This is a genomic window from Streptomyces sp. NPDC001393, from assembly GCF_053597455.1.
Genome location: NZ_JBSFIH010000004.1, coordinates 262,216 through 277,361 on the forward strand (window position 1 = coordinate 262,216; position 15,146 = coordinate 277,361).

A 15,146-nucleotide genomic window follows, 5' to 3' on the forward strand; every position below is an offset into this window, starting at 1 on the left:
CGCCCGGCGTCAGATGCCCACCTCGGCCAGGTAGGCCTCGACCCCGTCCGTCGAGTCGCCCGCCCAGCCCACATAACCGTCCGGGCGGATCAGGAAGATACCCGGGCCGTATGACTCGGGGGCCATGGGGACGGAACGGACGCTGGTGATCGAGGTCTCCGCGCCCAGCAGCGTCCAGTGCGGACCCCGGAACGTGTCGAAGAGGCGGACGCCGGACACCGTGCCGTCCGGGGCGCGGTCGCCCGCTCGTATGCCGGTCGGGTTCTCCCGGGTGTCCACGCTCAGCGACGACTCCCGGTAGCCCAGCCCCAGTTGCATCGTCGCCCTTCCGCGCCGTACCTCGCCGCGGTGCACGCCCGTCGAGAGGTCCAGCATGGCCGCGGCGTTTGCCCGGCGCTCGTCCTCGTAGGTGTCGAGAAGGGCGTCCGGGGCGCCGGCCCGCAGTACCGCGCCCAGCTTCCAGCCCAGGTTGTAGGCGTCCTGGACGCTGGTGTTCAGGCCCTGGCCGCCGGCCGGGGAGTGGACGTGGGCCGCGTCGCCCGCGAGGAACACCCGGCCGGCCCGGAAGCGGTCCGCGAGGGCGGCGCGTGGACGGAAGTCGGACGCCCAGCGCAGCTCCGTCACGTCCATGGCGTCCAGGTGGGTGTACCCGGCGACGATCTTGCGGAGGCCGTCGAGGGACAGGTCGAGGTCCGTGCCCTCCGGGAAGCGCCCCGTCAGCTGGAAGTCCTGGATGGCGGGCAGCGGGCACAGCGTGACCCCGCTGCCGTCGGAGCCCGGGAACGTGTGCCAGTGGTCCCGGTCCAGGCCGCGCAGCCGTACGTCCGCCACCAGGTACGGTGCCGGGTCGACCGTGTCGCCGGTCATGCCCACGCCCACCGCACGCCGGACCACCGAGCGGCCGCCGTCGGCCGCCACGACATAGCGGGCGCGGATCGTCGTACCGTCGGCGAAGCGCGCGGTCACACCCTTCGGGTCCTGTTCCAGGCCCGTCACCTCGCGCCCGAAGTCGACGCGGCCGCCCAGTTCGGTCAGCCGGGCGTACAGGACCTCCTGCGTCCGCCACTGCGGGACCATCCACGGCTCGGCGTACGGCGTGCCCTGCTCCGCCTCGACCTTCTCGAACACCGGCTGCTCGCCGACCCGCTCGCCGTCCTTCCAGATCATCCGGGCCGGGTACGGGCCGCCCGCCGCCCGGATCGCCTCCAGTACGCCCAGGTCGTCGAAGACCTCCAGGGTGCGCGGCTGGAGCCCCTTGCCGCGCGAGCCGGGGAACAACCCCTCCGCCCGCTCCACGACCAGTGCCCTCACACCGCGCCGGGCGAGGTCGATGCCGAGAGTCAGACCCGTCGGACCCGCCCCCACGATCAGGACATCCATCACGTATCTCCTTAACGTCGTTAAGTTCCGTTGCCCGAGAGCCTGCCCTTAACGCTGTTAAGCTGTCAAGTGTGAGCCCCGAGAAACGCGCGCCCCTGGACCGCCGACGCGTCGCCGACACCGCCCTGCGGCTGCTGAACGAGGTCGGTCTGGACGGTCTGACCCTGCGCGCCATCGCGAAGGAACTGGACGTCAAGGCGCCCGCGCTGTACTGGCACTTCAAGGACAAGCAGGCGCTGCTGGACGAGATGGCGACGGAGATGTACCGGCGGATGGTCGCCGGCACGGCGCTCGATCCCGCCGACACCTGGCAGGAGCGGCTGCTGAACCAAGGCCGGGGACTGCGGACCGCGTTGCTCGGCTACCGCGACGGCGCCAAGGTGTTCAGTGGTTCACGCTTCACGAGCACGGACCACGCCCCCCAGATGGAGGCCGGTCTGCGGCTGCTGACCGACGCCGGGTTCACCCTCGCCCAGGCGGTTCACGCAGGCCGCACGGTCAACGCCTACACCGTCGGTTTCGTCACCGAGGAGCAGGGCGTCGAGCCCCTCCCGGGCGAGCGCCGGGAGGGGTACGACGTCGAGGAACGCGCCCGGCGCATGGCCGGCCACCCGCTCGCCGCCGAGGCCGGGAAGCTGCTCTTCGACGGTTACGACGAGCAGTACGAGGAGGGGCTGGCGATCGTGATCGCGGGCATCGGGGCGCGGTACGGGATCGGCTGAGCCGTCACCCGCGGGCGGCGCGGCGGGCCCGGCGGATCGCCCGGGTGACCACCGGCGGCAGCAGGTCGACGGCGACCCGCCGGACCCGGCTGGTGCCCCGGCGGAGCGCGGGCACCGGTGCCTCCCGCGGTCCAGGTACGGGCGACGGCTCCGTCTCCGCGACCGAATCCCCGTGTTCCGCGTGCCTGGACGGCGGGAACTCGGGCGCCCGCATGCCCTTGGACTTCAGCCGGACGATCCGGTGCCCGGCGGCCTCCTGGACGCTCAGGTGGCAGTCGGACCGCTCCCGCACCATGGCCAGCAGCTCCTCCTGCACCGGCTCCGGGTCGCCCCAGGTGCCGTAGAGCTTCTGGGTGCTCAGACAGACGGGACGCAGCCCGCGGTTGAGCACCGCCTCCCAGGTGGCTATGGAGACGCCCGGGGTGTGCTCGGAGCGGAAGTCGTCCAGGACGACGATCCCGTCCGGGAGCAGCAGTTCGCGGGCGGCGCCGATGTCGCCGTGCACATGCTCGTACAGATGCGAGGCGTCGATGTGCACGAACCGGCAGGAACGCGGCTCGACCTCGCCGGGCACCAGCGAGCTGGGGCCCTGCAGCACGCGGGGGAGTTCGTCGTGGAAGGAGAGGTAGTTGTCCTCGAAGACGCGCCGGGTCAGCGCGCCGTACGACTTCGCCGACTCGGCCTGGTTGGCGTCGTCCGGCGCCTCGCCCTCGAAGAGGTCGCACACGGTGTACCGCTCGCCCGGCTGCTGGTGCCGGCCGGTGAAGATCGCGCTCTTGCCCATGTAGACCCCGACTTCCAGCAGGTCACCCCGCATCCCTGTGGTCTCCTGCCGGGTCAGGAACCAGTCGAAGAGCAGCTGGTCGAGCACCGGGAACCAGCCGGGGACGTCGTCCAGACGGCGGGGTGGTCGGGTCGTTTCCTGGATGGTGGCCATGAGACGGTGCCTGCCCGGCGGTCCGGTTCAAAACCCAAGACCAGGTGAACGGCTGTCCAACTTCCGCATCTTCAGCGCCCTCTTCAGCCGCGGGCCGAACGGCCTCTCCACGAACCGGTGGATCAGCCATGCCAGCACCAGCATGCCCAGCACGGTCACCACGAGCGTTGGCCACGCGGGCAGGCCGAGCCCCCGGTGCAGCACCCGGATGACGAACCAGCCGAGGTGCTCGTGGACCAGGTAGAACGGGTACGTCAGCGCGCCGGCCGTGACCAGCCAGGGCCAGGAGGCCCACCGCGTCCAGCCCAGCGCCACCACGGCGACGGCCGCGAAGGCGAGGGTCACGATCAGGATGACGACGTACGGATCGCGGTGCGGGTGCGGGCCCCACAGGCCGAGGGTGGCCTCCCGCTGCGCGAGCAGCCAGGACATCGCGACGATGCCCCACGCGAGCAGGTCGCCGCCGAAGCGGTGGATCAGGTACAGCGCCAGGCCGCCGATGAAGAAGGGGGCGTACTCGGGCATGACCACCTGGTTCAGCAGCGCGTTGCCCGACGAGTGGCACAGCACGGCCGCCGACGTCCAGAGGCAGGCGAACAGCACCACCCGGCGGTAGGTCACCCCGCGCAGGACGACGAGCAGGGCGAAGAGAACGTAGAAGCGGACCTCGACCCAGAGCGTCCAGCACACGCCCAGGACGCGGGTCGCGCCCATCGGCTGCTGGAGCATCGTCAGATTGACCAGGAACTCGTCCAGCCGGACCGGGTGGACCACGGCGGGCAGGGCGAGGGACGCCCCGGTGACCAGGACCAGGGCCACCCAGTAGGCGGGGTAGAGGCGCGCGACGCGGGAGCGGAAGAAGTCACCGAGGGTGCGGCCCCAGCTGCTCATGCAGATCACGAAACCGCTGATGACGAAGAAGAGCTCGACGCCGAAATTGCCGTACACGGCCGCCCGGGACAGGCCCGGGAAGAGGTGGCCCGGACTGCCGTGCCAGGACGTGGCGACCGTGCCGCCGCGGCCGGTGTAGTGGTAGAGGCAGACCATCAGAGCGGCGACGAGCCGCAGGCCGTCCAGGGCCGGCAGACGGCTCCCGCGCCCGGCGGGCGGGACCGGGGCGGCGGCCGTCCCCGGTATCAGCGTGCCGGGGGCGGCGGTGACGCCGGTGGATGAAGCAGCCATGTGCGGTTCCCTTCCTGATTCGCTTGTACGACCGGCTGCCGACGGCTCACAGGCCGCGTGCGGCCCGCTGCCCGGCCCGTGTCAACCGCGTGCGCCCCGGCGCAGACTGCGCGCCTTCTTCGCGACCCGGCGGACCGTCGCGTTGCGCGGGATGAACGCCAGCTGGGCCGGCACCCCGCCGGGCAGCGCCAGCGAGGTCAGGCGCCGGCGCTTGAAGTAGCGCACCGTCGAAGCGTTCAGGTTCTTCGCGAGCCAGCCCTCGGCCTCGGCGCGCAGCCCGGGGTAGATCTTCGGCTGCATCGCGAAACCCACCGCGCGGATCAGCGCGCCGAGCGCCGCCACGTCCATGCCGGTGCGCTGCTCGGTGACCGCGGCACGGTCGCCGAGGGCGGGCACCAGCGCGTCCACGATCGTCACCGGGACGCGGTTGCTGTTCTCGTACGGCGTCAGCTGCTCCAGCAGCACCTCGGTGCCGATGCGGGCGACCGGCAGGCCGTACAGGGCCTTGGCCGTGAGCAGGGCGGTGGAGAAGCAACCGACGACCAGCGCCGGACGCATCCGCTGGTACAGCACCTCGGCGAGGACCGGGGTGTCGAGCACGGTCAGCTCGACCTTCAGCCGCTCCGCCTCCTGCTCCAGCAGACGGGTGAAGCGGGCCGGGGCGGACGGGTGCGGCTTGAACACCACCCTGGTGTGCCCGAGCGCGGCGGCGCCCTTCAGCATCCGCACATGCAGGTTCTCCTCCTGCTCGGCGGTGAGGATGTCCAACGCCGAGAGGTACTGGCCGAGCAGCAGCGCGGGCTCCTCGATCTCCGGCAACTCCACGTCGACCGGTGCGAGTTCGGCGAGGACCTTGGTGAAGGCGGCCGTCTGCACGAGCTCGCCGGGCACGTCGAACTCGGTGAGCAGCAGCGGCGTCAGGCCCGGCACCAGGTCCAGGTGTAGCACCCGGTCCACGCGGGTGCCGACCAGCGGGTCGATCTTGTTGCGGGTGGGGCCGTAGGACATCAGGCCGTCGGCGTAGACGGTCACCGGGGCGCCGTTGAAGATCTGCGCGAGCGACAGGGACGGGTTGACCTGGATCGACTCCACCGCCAACTCGACTTCCTCGTCGCCCAGTTGCCACTCGTGGCGCAAGAAGCGCTCCCAGAGGGGCATGTCGTCCACGCGCGGCGCCCAGCCGCCCGGATGGAACGGGAAGATCGTCTCGTTGTACGAGATCACGTCGTCGAAGCGGTCGCGCAGCTTCTCGAAACCGGGCGCGACCTCCAGGCCGGGCGTGGTCTCGGGGGCGGCCGCGTTGTTGCACACCAGCAGGATCCGCCGGTCGGCCGGGCGGAAGCAGCCGGAGTCCAGGGCGGCGGCGAGCGTGGCCGTGCCGTACAGCGTCGACGCCTGGAAGATCTGGGTGGTCACGCGGCGGCCCCCGCGGGGGCGGGACGGCGGCGCAGCCGGCGCAGCTTGACGGCGCGCTGGAGGTCCATGGAGTCCAGCGCCTCGTCCAGCACGTCCTGCGGCATGCGCCGCAGGGCCGCGGCACTCATGGATTTCAGTTTCTTCGCCACCGCGGGCTCGAACCTTTCGATGGATCCCAGATGATGGGAAATGATGGCGCAATAGGTGCGGACGGCCTTCGGCAGCAACTGATCGGCGTCCCGGTCCTGGGCGGTTTCCGCAATTACCTGATCGAACGCCCGAATGAAATCGAGTTGCCGGACATCGCCGATCTGGGTGAGCGAGGAAGCGACCCCGCGCCGGTAGAACACCCCGAGCATGCTCACCGCGGCGAACGATTCCGCCTCGCGGTGCAGCTTCCAGATCCAGGGCCGGTCCTCGGCCGTGCGCAGCCCGTCGGTGAAGTGCAGCAGGCCCTGGTCCACCAGCCGGCGGTGGTAGACGCCCGCCCACGCGAACGCGTAGTCCACCGACGTGGACCGGTCGGCGGGCAGGATCGCCTCGCGCGGGCTCAGCACCACGTTCCGCCGGCCCACGGGCACCCGGTTCACGGTGCGCGCCCGCGCGGTGCACTGCACATGGTCGGTGCGGATGAAGTCGCAGCCCAGTTCCTCCATGGCCGCGACGAGCTGGGCGAAGTAGCCGGGCGCCAGCCAGTCGTCGCCGTCCAGGAAGGTCAGGTACTCGCCGCGCGCCCGGTCGATACCGGTGTTGCGGGCGGTAGCCAGCCCCCCGTTCTGCTCGTGCCGGACCAGGACGGCGCCGGGCAGCTCGCGCTCCGCGCGCGCGAGAATCTCTGGTGTCCCGTCGCGTGAGCAGTCGTCGACGAGAATGAATTCGAAGTCCTCACGCGCGTTCGCCTTCAGACTCACGAGCGTGTCGGGCGCGTATTGCTGCACGTTGTAGAACGGCACGATGACGGAGAGCTTGACCACGGCTTGAACGTTAGGACGAAGCCCGTCATTCGTCTTGACGGTCCGCTTGATGCTGAGTGAACGGCACGTGGCGAAGCTGTGAACCAGGCTTTTTTCGCGCGCCTTCACGACCCGATTCGCCATTCGGCGATGTGCTGTTAACCGTTTGTTGCATTCGGGTTGGGCCGAACCTCGGAATGGCTTCCTAGCGTCTTCGGCGTGCCAGCAAGTGCTACGAAGTCCCTGCGGGTCGCCGTCCTCGCCGATTCCGACACCCGGTGGAAGTGGGGCGCGCTCACCGCGCAGCGCCTCGCCCCCGCGGTCGCCGAGATCCGGCTCGACGGCTACCTCCTGCGGGGGCGCGCCACCCCGACGGCCCGCCAGCTGAAGGAGGTCGGCGTCCGGGCGGACTCCCTCCGCGAGGTCACCGGCGTCGAGTTCCTGCGTGCGATGACCGAGTCGGCCTACGACGTCCTCATCCTCGCGCTCGTCGGCGGCGGCGTCCAGGCCATGCTGCACGGGCTGCGCGCCACCTGGGCGGGCGTCGCCCAGCGTCCTGTCGTCGTCACCGGGTACGTCGGCGTCGTCTACGAGAAGCTCGCCGACGGCCTGCTGCTGCGGCACGGCGCGGACCTCGTCCTCGCCAACTCCCGCCACGACGCGGACCGGTTCCGGGCCGTGTACGAGGGTGTGGGCGCCGACGCCTCCTCGGTCACCGAGGTCGCGCTGCCCTTCCTCGGCGGGGCGCCGTACACCGGTGAACACGAGCCGTCCGCGGAGCAAGGGCGCAGGCCCTACACGGTCGTCTTCGCGGCCCAGCCGTCCGTCCCGGACAGCCGCAAGGACCGTACGTACCTGCTGAACCGGCTGATCGAGCACGCCCGCAGGCACCCCGAGCGCGAGGTGCTGCTGAAGCTGCGCTCCAGGCCGGGCGAACACACCACCCACATCGAGGAGTTGCCGTACCAGAAGCTGGCGCAGGGCAAGAACCTGCCCGCCAACTTCTCTCTGGTGTACGGGCACATGGGCGAGGTGCTGGACCGCACCGACCTGCTGGTCACGGTCAGCTCCACGGCCGCCCTGGAGGCCCTGCACCGCCGCATCCCCACGGTGATCCTGACCGACCTGGGCGTGCGCGAGGTGCTCGGCAACCACCACTTCACCGGCTCCGGCTGCCTCGCCTCCTGGGACCAGCTCGACGCCGGACACCGGCCGGTGGCCGACGAGGAGTGGGTGTCCCGGCAGGGCGTGGCCGCCGACGGCACGTACGCCACGGCCTTCGACACGGCCCGCGAGCGCATCGCCAAGCTGCTCGACCGCCCCGGCGGCCTGCCGCCCCTGAACCCCTACTACACCCCCGAGACCGCGCCCGGCTATCTGCCCGGCATCCTCGCCCGGCACCACCTCGGCCCCGACGGCGTCCCGCTGCCCGGCGCGCCCGCCGCCGACAAGGAGCCCGGACCGGTCCGCCAGATCGTGCGCCGCGCCGCGCGTGGCGCCTACCGCCACGGCGTGCAGCGGGTCGCCCCGGTGATCCGCCGGATGGGGGAGCTGTGACCTCTCAAGGAGATCGGATGTCCAACTCGGAAGCGGGACAGGGCGCGACGGTGCGCCGGGTGCTCGCGGTGATCCCCGCGCGCGGCGGCTCCAAGGGCGTGCCCGCGAAGAACCTCGCCCCCGTCGGCGGGGTCCCGCTGGTGGCCCGCGCGGTGCGCGAGTGCCGCGCGAGCCGGCTGGTGACCGACGTGGTCGTCTCCACCGACGACCAGGCCATCGCGGCCGCCGCCCGGGAGGCCGGCGCCGAGGTCGTGCTGCGCCCGGCCGCCATCGCTGGGGACACGGCGACCTCCGAGGCCGCGGTCCTGCACGCCATGGACGCCCACGAGGCGCTGCACGGCGCGCCGGTCGACGCGGTCCTGCTCGTGCAGTGCACCAGCCCCTTCCTCGTCCGCGAGGACATAGACGGGGTGGCGTCGGCGGTGATCGAGGACGGCGCGGACAGCGCGCTGACGGTCGCGCCGTTCCATGGTTTCGTCTGGCGGGAGGCGGCCGACGAACTCGCCGCGCACAGCGAGCCGCCGGCCGACGGCCCGGTGACGGAAGGTTCTTCGGCAGCGTCGGCAGCGGCGGCACTGGCGGTCCCGGCGCAGCCGGCAGCCGCGACCGGCAGGGCTTCGGTGGCGGCAGCGCGGGGCATGGCCTCGGCGGCGGTCGACGGCCATGCTGTTCCCGCGGCGGCGACCGGGGGTTACGGCGGTGGCCACGTTGTTCCCGCGCCGGCGGACGGCAGCCGCGCCGTCTCCGCGCGGGCCGCCGGAGGCCACGGCGTCAACCACGACAAGTCCTACCGCCCACGCCGCCAGGACCGCCCCCAGGACTTCCTGGAGACCGGCGCCGCCTACGCGATGGACGCGGCCGGCTTCCGCAAGCACCAGCACCGCTTCTTCGGCCGTACGGAACTCGTCCGCACGGACCCCGCGCGCGTGCTGGAGATCGACGACCCGCACGACCTCGCCCGGGCCCGCGCCCTGGCCCCCCTCTTCGACGCGGACCGCCCCGGTTCGCTCCCCACTTACGACGACATCGACGCCGTAGTCCTCGACTTCGACGGCACCCAGACCGACGACCGGGTGCTGATCGACTCCGAAGGACGGGAGTTCGTCTCCGTGCACCGCGGCGACGGACTCGGCATCGCGGCCCTGCGCAAGAGCGGCCTGAAGATGCTGGTCCTGTCCACGGAACAGAACCCTGTGGTCGCCGCCCGCGCCCGGAAGCTGAAGCTTCCCGTGCTGCACGGCATCGACCGCAAGGACCTCGCGCTGAAGCAGTGGTGCGAGGAGCAGGGCATCGCGCCGGAGCGCGTGCTCTACGTCGGCAACGACGTCAACGACCTGCCGTGCTTCGCCCTCGTCGGCTGGCCCGTGGCGGTCGCGAGCGCCCACGACGTCGTACGCGGCGCCGCACGCGCGGTCACCACGGTCCCCGGCGGTGACGGCGCGATCCGAGAGATCGCCAGCTGGATCCTCGGCCCCTCTCTCGATTCCCTCCCCAAGTAAGGACATCCCCCTGATGAGCACCAACTCCCGTCTGCGTACGTTCGGTTCCCGCGAGGTCGGCCCCGGCAAGCCCGTCTACATCTGCGGCGAGATCGGCATCAACCACAACGGTGAGCTGGAGAACGCCTTCAAGCTGATCGACGTGGCCGCCGACGCCGGCTGCGACGCCGTCAAGTTCCAGAAGCGCACGCCCGAGATCTGCACCCCGCGCGACCAGTGGGACATCGAGCGCGACACGCCCTGGGGCCGGATGACCTACATCGACTACCGCCACCGCGTGGAGTTCGGTGAGGACGAGTACCGCCAGATCGACGAGTACTGCAAGGAGAAGGGGATCGACTGGTTCGCCTCCCCGTGGGACACCGAGGCCGTCGCCTTCCTGGAGAAGTTCGACGTCCCCGCCCACAAGGTGGCGAGCGCGTCCCTGACCGACGACGAGCTGCTGCGCGCGCTGCGCGCGACGGGCCGCTCGGTCATCCTCTCCACCGGCATGTCGACGCCGAAGCAGATCCGCCACGCGGTCGAGGTCCTCGGCTCCGACAACATCCTGATGTGCCACGCCACGTCGACCTACCCGGCGAAGGCCGAGGAGCTGAACCTCCGCGTGATCAACACGCTGGAGAAGGAGTACCCGAACGTCCCGATCGGCTACTCCGGCCACGAGACCGGCCTGCAGACCACCCTCGCCGCGGTCGCGCTCGGGGCGACCTTCGTCGAGCGTCACATCACCCTCGACCGCGCCATGTGGGGCTCCGACCAGGCCGCGTCGGTGGAGCCGCAGGGCCTGACGCGCCTGGTCCGCGACATCCGCACCATCGAGGCCTCCCTCGGTGACGGCGTCAAGAAGGTCTACGACTCCGAGCTCGGCCCGATGAAGAAGCTGCGCCGGGTCACCGGTGTGGTCGCCGAGGCGGAGATCGCGGCGGCGGCGGGCGAGCCGGTCACCGTCTGAGCGCCTTGACGCCTTGATTCCCTTAGGACGGGACGGTCGTACGCCGATGAGCCCCCGCGCCGGTCACGCCGGCCACCCTCCCCGCACGCTCGCCTTCGTGGAGAGCCCGGTCCAGCTGCTGAACGTACTGGAATGGGCGCATCTGCACGGACTGCGCGGCGCGGACCCGCTTCCGTCCGTGCCCGCGCAGGTGCGGCGGACGGTGGCCGGCGACCCGCCTCGGAACGGCGCGGACCTCACGGTCGTCGTCCTGTCCCCGACCGACCCCATGACCCGGGGCCAGCTGCGCCGCATGGCGGACCTGGCGCGGGACGAGGGGTACCGGGTGCGCTGGGAGGAGGCGCGGGGCGGCCCGGCGGCCCCGTTCCAGACGATCGCCGGCCTGGCGGGCTCGTTGCGGAGGGCCGACCGGATCGTCATGGGAGACCCCTTCTCCCGGTATGTGCAGTTGCTGTTGACGATCACCCGGGCGAAGGACCTGGTCGTGGTCGACGACGGCACGGCGACGATGGAGTTCGTCGCCCAGCTGGCCCGGGGTGAGCGGCTGGTCCGCTGGCACCGCAAGGGCGGCCGCCCCGGGGCGAGGGATCTGCTGTTCGCCCCGGTGTCGTCCTCGGCCCGCCGCCGCCTGACCCCGAGCGCCCGCCGCCGGGTCGAGGTCTTCTCCTCCATGCCGGTGACGGAGACCCCTCAGGGCGTCACGGTCACCGCGAACGACTTCTCCTGGACCCGCGCCCGCTTCGGGCCGCCGCGCATCACCAAGGGCGCGGACATGGTGGGAACCTCCCTGGTGGAAACGGGAGTTGTGGACGGCGAGGCGTACCTGGAGGCGGTCCGTCACCTGTCCAAGACGCACGGTGCGACGCGGTACTTCGCCCACCGCCGGGAGAGCGCGGGAAAACTCCACCGCCTGGCCGCCGAGACCGGCCTGCAGATAGTCCGTCCGGACCTCCCCCTGGAGGTGATCGCCCGCCGGGGCCCGATCGGCCGTACGATCCTCAGCTTCCCGTCGACGGTCGTCCACACCCTGCCGCTGGCGCTGGCGGGCACGGGGGTGCGGGTGGCGGTGTTCGACATCGACCCCACCTGGCTGACCGAGTCCGCGTCCCCACGGGCGCAGGGCTTCCTGTCGGGGGTCACGGGGACCGCACGGGACGTGCACAGGCTGGCGGCGGTAAGCCCGGCGTAGCCGGCCCGGCCGGCGTGGCAGGCCGGTTCCCCGTCGGCTTCCGCGGTCCAGCCCGGCCGCCGTCAGCGCCGCCGTGATCTGCTCCGGGGTGCGCCAGTGGCAGTCGAGGTCGATCTGGTGGCCGTAGCGCTCCTGCAGGTGCAGGTGGCCGGACTCGGGGCCGGTCTGGAAGGTGAGGACGCCGCCCACGATGGCGTCCGGCAGGTCCAGGGAGGTCATCGAACCGATGCGGAAGCGCAGTTCGGGGTAGGTGTGCGGGCCGGCGTCACCATGGCGGGGAATAGGTCCACACCGAAGGCCGGGACGCCCAGCTCGCGCAGCAGTGCGGTGACGTGTCCGGGGCCGCTGCCCAGGTCGGCCACGGGGGCCGTGCCCAGATCGGCGACCAGCTCGGCGAAGGGGTGATCACGGTGCGGTCCAGGGGATGCCGGCCGCCGGCCGGGAACCGGGCGGCGTAGTCCTCGGCGATCGCGTTCTCCGTCGCGTCGGTCATGCGTGCGGGCTCCAGCGGGGCGCGGGTCGCGCCGTAGTCCGGTTCGTGGACATCGCGAGCGTGACCGTGGCGAGGCATGGTATCCGTGGAAGGAGAAAGATGGGTTCTACCCATCACAGTCCGCCGCCATGCGTCCGCCGGTCAGATTTTCTTCCCCTAACGGGCTGAAGTTTTGTTGATCGAGGGGTAGTTGACCAGCCGGGCGTCCTACCCTTCAGAGGGTGAAGCAATTGATGTCCCTAGAGTCCGAGGCCGGCCTCGCGGGGGATGTGCTCCCCGGCGTGCTGAGCGAAGCCCTGCACGCCGAACTCGTCGCCTTCCGTCGCGACTTGCACATGCACCCTGAGCTGGGCAATCAGGAGTTCCGTACGACCGCCGCGATCAAGGAGCGGCTGGAGCTGGCCGGGCTTCGGCCCCGGGTGCTCGCCAAGGGAACCGGACTCGTGTGTGACATCGGCCTCGCGGAGGGTGAGCGGCCGGCCATGCCGCTGCTGGCCCTGCGCGCGGACATCGACGCCCTGCCCATCCCGGACACCAAGAACGACTGCCCGTACCGGTCGACCGTGCCCGATCGGGCGCATGCCTGCGGCCATGACGTGCATACGACCGTCGTGCTCGGAACGGGCCTGGTCCTCGCCGACCTGCACACCAAGGGCCTGCTGCCCCGGCCGGTGCGGCTGATCTTCCAGCCCGCCGAGGAGGTGCTGCCCGGCGGCGCGCTGGACGCCATCGAGGACGGCGTGCTGAAGGGGGTCGAGCGGATCCTCGCCGTGCACTGCGACCCCCGCGTCGACGCCGGGAAGATCGGGCTGCGGCACGGCGCGATCACCAGCGCCTGCGACCGGCTGGACATCGCCCTGGACGGGCCCGGCGGGCACACCGCCCGGCCGCACCTGACCACGGACCTCGTCACCGCCGCCGCCCGCGTCGCCGTGGACGTGCCCGCGCTGATCGCCCGCCGCGTCGACACCCGGGCCGGGCTGGCGCTGACCTGGGGCCGGATCGAGTCGGGGCACGCCCCGAACGTGATCCCGCAGCACGCCGAGCTGTCCGGAACCGTGCGCTGCCTGGACCTGGACGCCTGGCGGCAGGCCCCCGACATCGTGCACGCGGCCATCGACGAGGTCGCCACCCTGCACCGGGCCAAGTCCGAGATCACCTACGTGCGCGGGGTACCGCCCGTCGTCAACGACCGGGAGTCCACCGATCTGCTGCGCCGGGCGATGGCGGCGCGCCGCGGCCGGGACTCCGTCGAGAGCACCGAGCAGAGCCTTGGCGGCGAGGACTTCTCCTGGTACCAGGAGCACGTCCCCGGCGCCATGGCCCGGCTCGGTGTCCGGCGGCCCGGCGAGCGCACCGTACGCGATCTCCACCAGGGCGACTTCGACGCCGACGAGCACGCGATCACGGTCGGCGTGGAGATGTTCACGGCGGCCGCCTTCCTGGAGCCGAACGGCGTACAGGGCTGAGCGTGCGGGCCCTCGGGGACGCCCTTCGAGGCGTGATCCCGGGGGCCCGCGAGCCGTTCCCCTGACCGGCGCAACACACTCGTAAGCCATTCGTGCACGCTGTGCAACACGGCCGTGCGAGCCCCCGAGATCCAAGTTCAGATGCTGTTTGCCTCGAATCGATAACGGCTTCGAGAGGGGGTTTTTTGCGACATCTACGCGCGTTACGATGCCGCGAAGCCGACGCCGCCGGGGCGTTTCGGCTCGAGCACTGGCAAGGTGCTCACATCAAGCGCCGATTCGGCGCTCAGGTCAGGTGAAGGAGCCTCCCGTGCGCCGGGTAGCCAAGCTTTCCGCCGCGTGTATCGCCACCGCGGCACTCGCCATGACTGCCACCGCGTGTGGCAGCACGTCCTCCGACAACAACGCCGGCTCGTCCTCCTCCTCGGGTGGCGGCAAGGGCATCAAGATCGGTCTCGCCTACGACGTCGGCGGCCGTGGCGACCGTTCGTTCAACGACTCCGCCGCGCGCGGTGCCGACAAGGCCGTGAAGGAGTTCAACGGTTCCATCAAGGAGCTGACCGCCAAGACCTCCGACACCGAGGCCGACCGCGAGCAGCGGCTGCAGGACCTGGCGGACGCGGGCTACAACCCGATCGTCGCCGTCGGTTACACCTACGCCCCCGCCGTGCAGAAGATCGCCGCGAAGTACCCGAAGACCAGCTTCGGCATCGTCGACTCGGTCGTGCAGGGCGCGAACGTCAACAGCATCACCTTCACCGAGGAGCAGGGCTCCTACCTGGCCGGTGTCGCCGCCGCGCTGAAGACCAAGAAGGACTCCGTCGGCTTCATCGGCGGTGTCGACAACCCCCTGATCAAGAAGTTCGAGGCGGGTTACGTCCAGGGCGTGCACGACACCAACCCGAAGGTGAAGGTCGCCGTCCAGTACCTGACCCACGGCCAGGACACCTCCGGCTTCTCCAGCCCCGACAAGGGCCAGCAGGCCGCGCAGGGCATGCTGGACAAGGGCGCCGACGTCATCTACACCGCGGCCGGCTCCTCCGGTAACGGCGCGATCGAGGCCGTGCACGGCGTCAAGGGTGCCTGGGGCATCGGCGTGGACTCCGACCAGTACAACATCCCGGGTCTGGCCCAGTACAAGAGCTCGTTCCTGACCTCGATGGTGAAGAACGTCGACGTCGGTGTGTACGACTTCGTCAAGTCCGTCAAGGACGGCAAGCCGCTGACCGGCAACAACGTCTACTCGCTCGCCAAGGGCGGCGTCTCGCTCGCCACCAGCGGCGGCTTCATCCAGGACATCCAGCCCAAGCTGGACGCCGCGAAGCAGAAGATCATCTCCGGCCAGATCAAGGTCAACACCAGCCCCGCGAGCTGACGGCTCCCCGTCGGTCCGTCGG

At 71.1% G+C, this 15,146-nt stretch carries 13 protein-coding genes; 7 read left to right on the plus strand and 6 right to left on the minus strand.

Annotation, left to right across the window (positions count from 1 at the left end; all coding sequences use genetic code 11):
• Positions 1-9: 9 nt before the first annotated feature.
• On the minus strand, positions 10-1,380 hold the full coding sequence (locus tag ACWC2T_RS07965) for an FAD-dependent oxidoreductase (RefSeq protein WP_450669542.1): 1,371 nt from the start codon (positions 1,378-1,380) through the stop codon (positions 10-12).
• Between the two features lie 71 nt (positions 1,381-1,451).
• Between ACWC2T_RS07965 and ACWC2T_RS07970 the strand changes: the two genes are divergently transcribed.
• Positions 1,452-2,102: a TetR/AcrR family transcriptional regulator C-terminal domain-containing protein gene (locus ACWC2T_RS07970; protein WP_450669543.1), complete on the plus strand. Its 651-nt coding sequence runs from the start codon at positions 1,452-1,454 to the stop codon at positions 2,100-2,102.
• Positions 2,103-2,106: 4 nt separating this feature from the next.
• On the opposite strand, the gene ACWC2T_RS07975 is transcribed toward ACWC2T_RS07970, so the two are convergent.
• The 4 genes from ACWC2T_RS07975 to ACWC2T_RS07990 form a co-directional block, all read right to left on the minus strand.
• On the minus strand, positions 2,107-3,039 hold the full coding sequence (locus ACWC2T_RS07975; RefSeq protein WP_450669544.1) for a class I SAM-dependent methyltransferase: 933 nt from the start codon (positions 3,037-3,039) through the stop codon (positions 2,107-2,109).
• 27 nt (positions 3,040-3,066) lie between these two features.
• On the minus strand, positions 3,067-4,221 hold the full coding sequence (locus ACWC2T_RS07980) for an acyltransferase family protein (protein WP_450669545.1): 1,155 nt from the start codon (positions 4,219-4,221) through the stop codon (positions 3,067-3,069).
• 81 nt (positions 4,222-4,302) lie between these two features.
• A complete protein-coding gene (locus tag ACWC2T_RS07985) occupies positions 4,303-5,637 on the minus strand; it encodes an alpha-2,8-polysialyltransferase family protein (RefSeq protein ID WP_450669546.1) in 1,335 nt (444 codons plus the stop codon).
• Positions 5,634-6,611, minus strand: a complete 978-nt coding sequence (locus ACWC2T_RS07990; RefSeq protein WP_450669547.1) for a glycosyltransferase family 2 protein — start codon at positions 6,609-6,611, stop codon at positions 5,634-5,636. The genes ACWC2T_RS07985 and ACWC2T_RS07990 overlap by 4 nt, the downstream gene beginning before the upstream one ends.
• Positions 6,612-6,809: 198 nt before the next feature.
• Between ACWC2T_RS07990 and ACWC2T_RS07995 the strand changes: the two genes are divergently transcribed.
• From ACWC2T_RS07995 to ACWC2T_RS08010, 4 genes are read left to right on the plus strand one after another with little or no spacing between them, the layout of a single operon-like run.
• Entirely contained in the window at positions 6,810-8,147 is a 1,338-nt protein-coding gene (locus ACWC2T_RS07995) for a DUF6716 putative glycosyltransferase (RefSeq protein WP_450669548.1), read from the plus strand.
• Positions 8,148-8,164: 17 nt separating this feature from the next.
• Positions 8,165-9,646, plus strand: coding sequence for a cytidylyltransferase domain-containing protein (locus tag ACWC2T_RS08000; RefSeq protein ID WP_450669549.1), 1,482 nt, complete (start codon positions 8,165-8,167; stop codon positions 9,644-9,646).
• Between the two features lie 13 nt (positions 9,647-9,659).
• The gene (locus ACWC2T_RS08005) at positions 9,660-10,598 is read left to right on the plus strand and encodes an N-acetylneuraminate synthase family protein (RefSeq protein WP_450669550.1); all 939 of its coding nucleotides are present in this window, start codon (positions 9,660-9,662) and stop codon (positions 10,596-10,598) included.
• A 46-nt stretch (positions 10,599-10,644) separates the two neighbouring features.
• Positions 10,645-11,787 carry a hypothetical protein gene (locus ACWC2T_RS08010; RefSeq protein ID WP_450669551.1) on the plus strand — a complete coding sequence of 381 codons (1,143 nt, stop codon included), beginning with the start codon at positions 10,645-10,647 and terminating at the stop codon, positions 11,785-11,787.
• 265 nt (positions 11,788-12,052) lie between these two features.
• Here ACWC2T_RS08010 and ACWC2T_RS08015 read toward each other — a convergent pair whose 3' ends face one another.
• The gene (locus tag ACWC2T_RS08015) at positions 12,053-12,280 is read right to left on the minus strand and encodes a hypothetical protein (RefSeq protein ID WP_450669552.1); all 228 of its coding nucleotides are present in this window, start codon (positions 12,278-12,280) and stop codon (positions 12,053-12,055) included.
• A 233-nt stretch (positions 12,281-12,513) separates the two neighbouring features.
• Here ACWC2T_RS08015 and ACWC2T_RS08020 point away from each other — a divergent pair, with 233 nt between their 5' ends.
• Complete coding sequence (locus ACWC2T_RS08020) at positions 12,514-13,749, plus strand: amidohydrolase (RefSeq protein WP_450669553.1); 1,236 nt, start codon at positions 12,514-12,516, stop codon at positions 13,747-13,749.
• 310 nt (positions 13,750-14,059) lie between these two features.
• Positions 14,060-15,124 carry a BMP family lipoprotein gene (locus ACWC2T_RS08025; protein ID WP_450669554.1) on the plus strand — a complete coding sequence of 355 codons (1,065 nt, stop codon included), beginning with the start codon at positions 14,060-14,062 and terminating at the stop codon, positions 15,122-15,124.
• The last annotated feature ends 22 nt before the right edge of the window (positions 15,125-15,146 follow it).

Excerpts from the sequence above, each read along its gene's own strand:
- ACWC2T_RS07975 (WP_450669544.1), bottom strand. The coding sequence starts at position 3,039 with ATGGCCACCATCCAGGAAACGACCCGACCACCCCGCCGTCTGGACGAC.
- ACWC2T_RS08015 (WP_450669552.1), bottom strand. The coding sequence starts at position 12,280 with ATGACCGACGCGACGGAGAACGCGATCGCCGAGGACTACGCCGCCCGG.
- ACWC2T_RS08020 (WP_450669553.1), top strand. The coding sequence starts at position 12,514 with ATGTCCCTAGAGTCCGAGGCCGGCCTCGCGGGGGATGTGCTCCCCGGC.
- ACWC2T_RS08005 (WP_450669550.1), top strand. The coding sequence starts at position 9,660 with ATGAGCACCAACTCCCGTCTGCGTACGTTCGGTTCCCGCGAGGTCGGC.
- ACWC2T_RS07965 (WP_450669542.1), bottom strand. The coding sequence starts at position 1,380 with ATGGATGTCCTGATCGTGGGGGCGGGTCCGACGGGTCTGACTCTCGGC.
- ACWC2T_RS08000 (WP_450669549.1), top strand. The coding sequence starts at position 8,165 with ATGTCCAACTCGGAAGCGGGACAGGGCGCGACGGTGCGCCGGGTGCTC.
- ACWC2T_RS07980 (WP_450669545.1), bottom strand. The coding sequence starts at position 4,221 with ATGGCTGCTTCATCCACCGGCGTCACCGCCGCCCCCGGCACGCTGATA.
- ACWC2T_RS08010 (WP_450669551.1), top strand. The coding sequence starts at position 10,645 with ATGAGCCCCCGCGCCGGTCACGCCGGCCACCCTCCCCGCACGCTCGCC.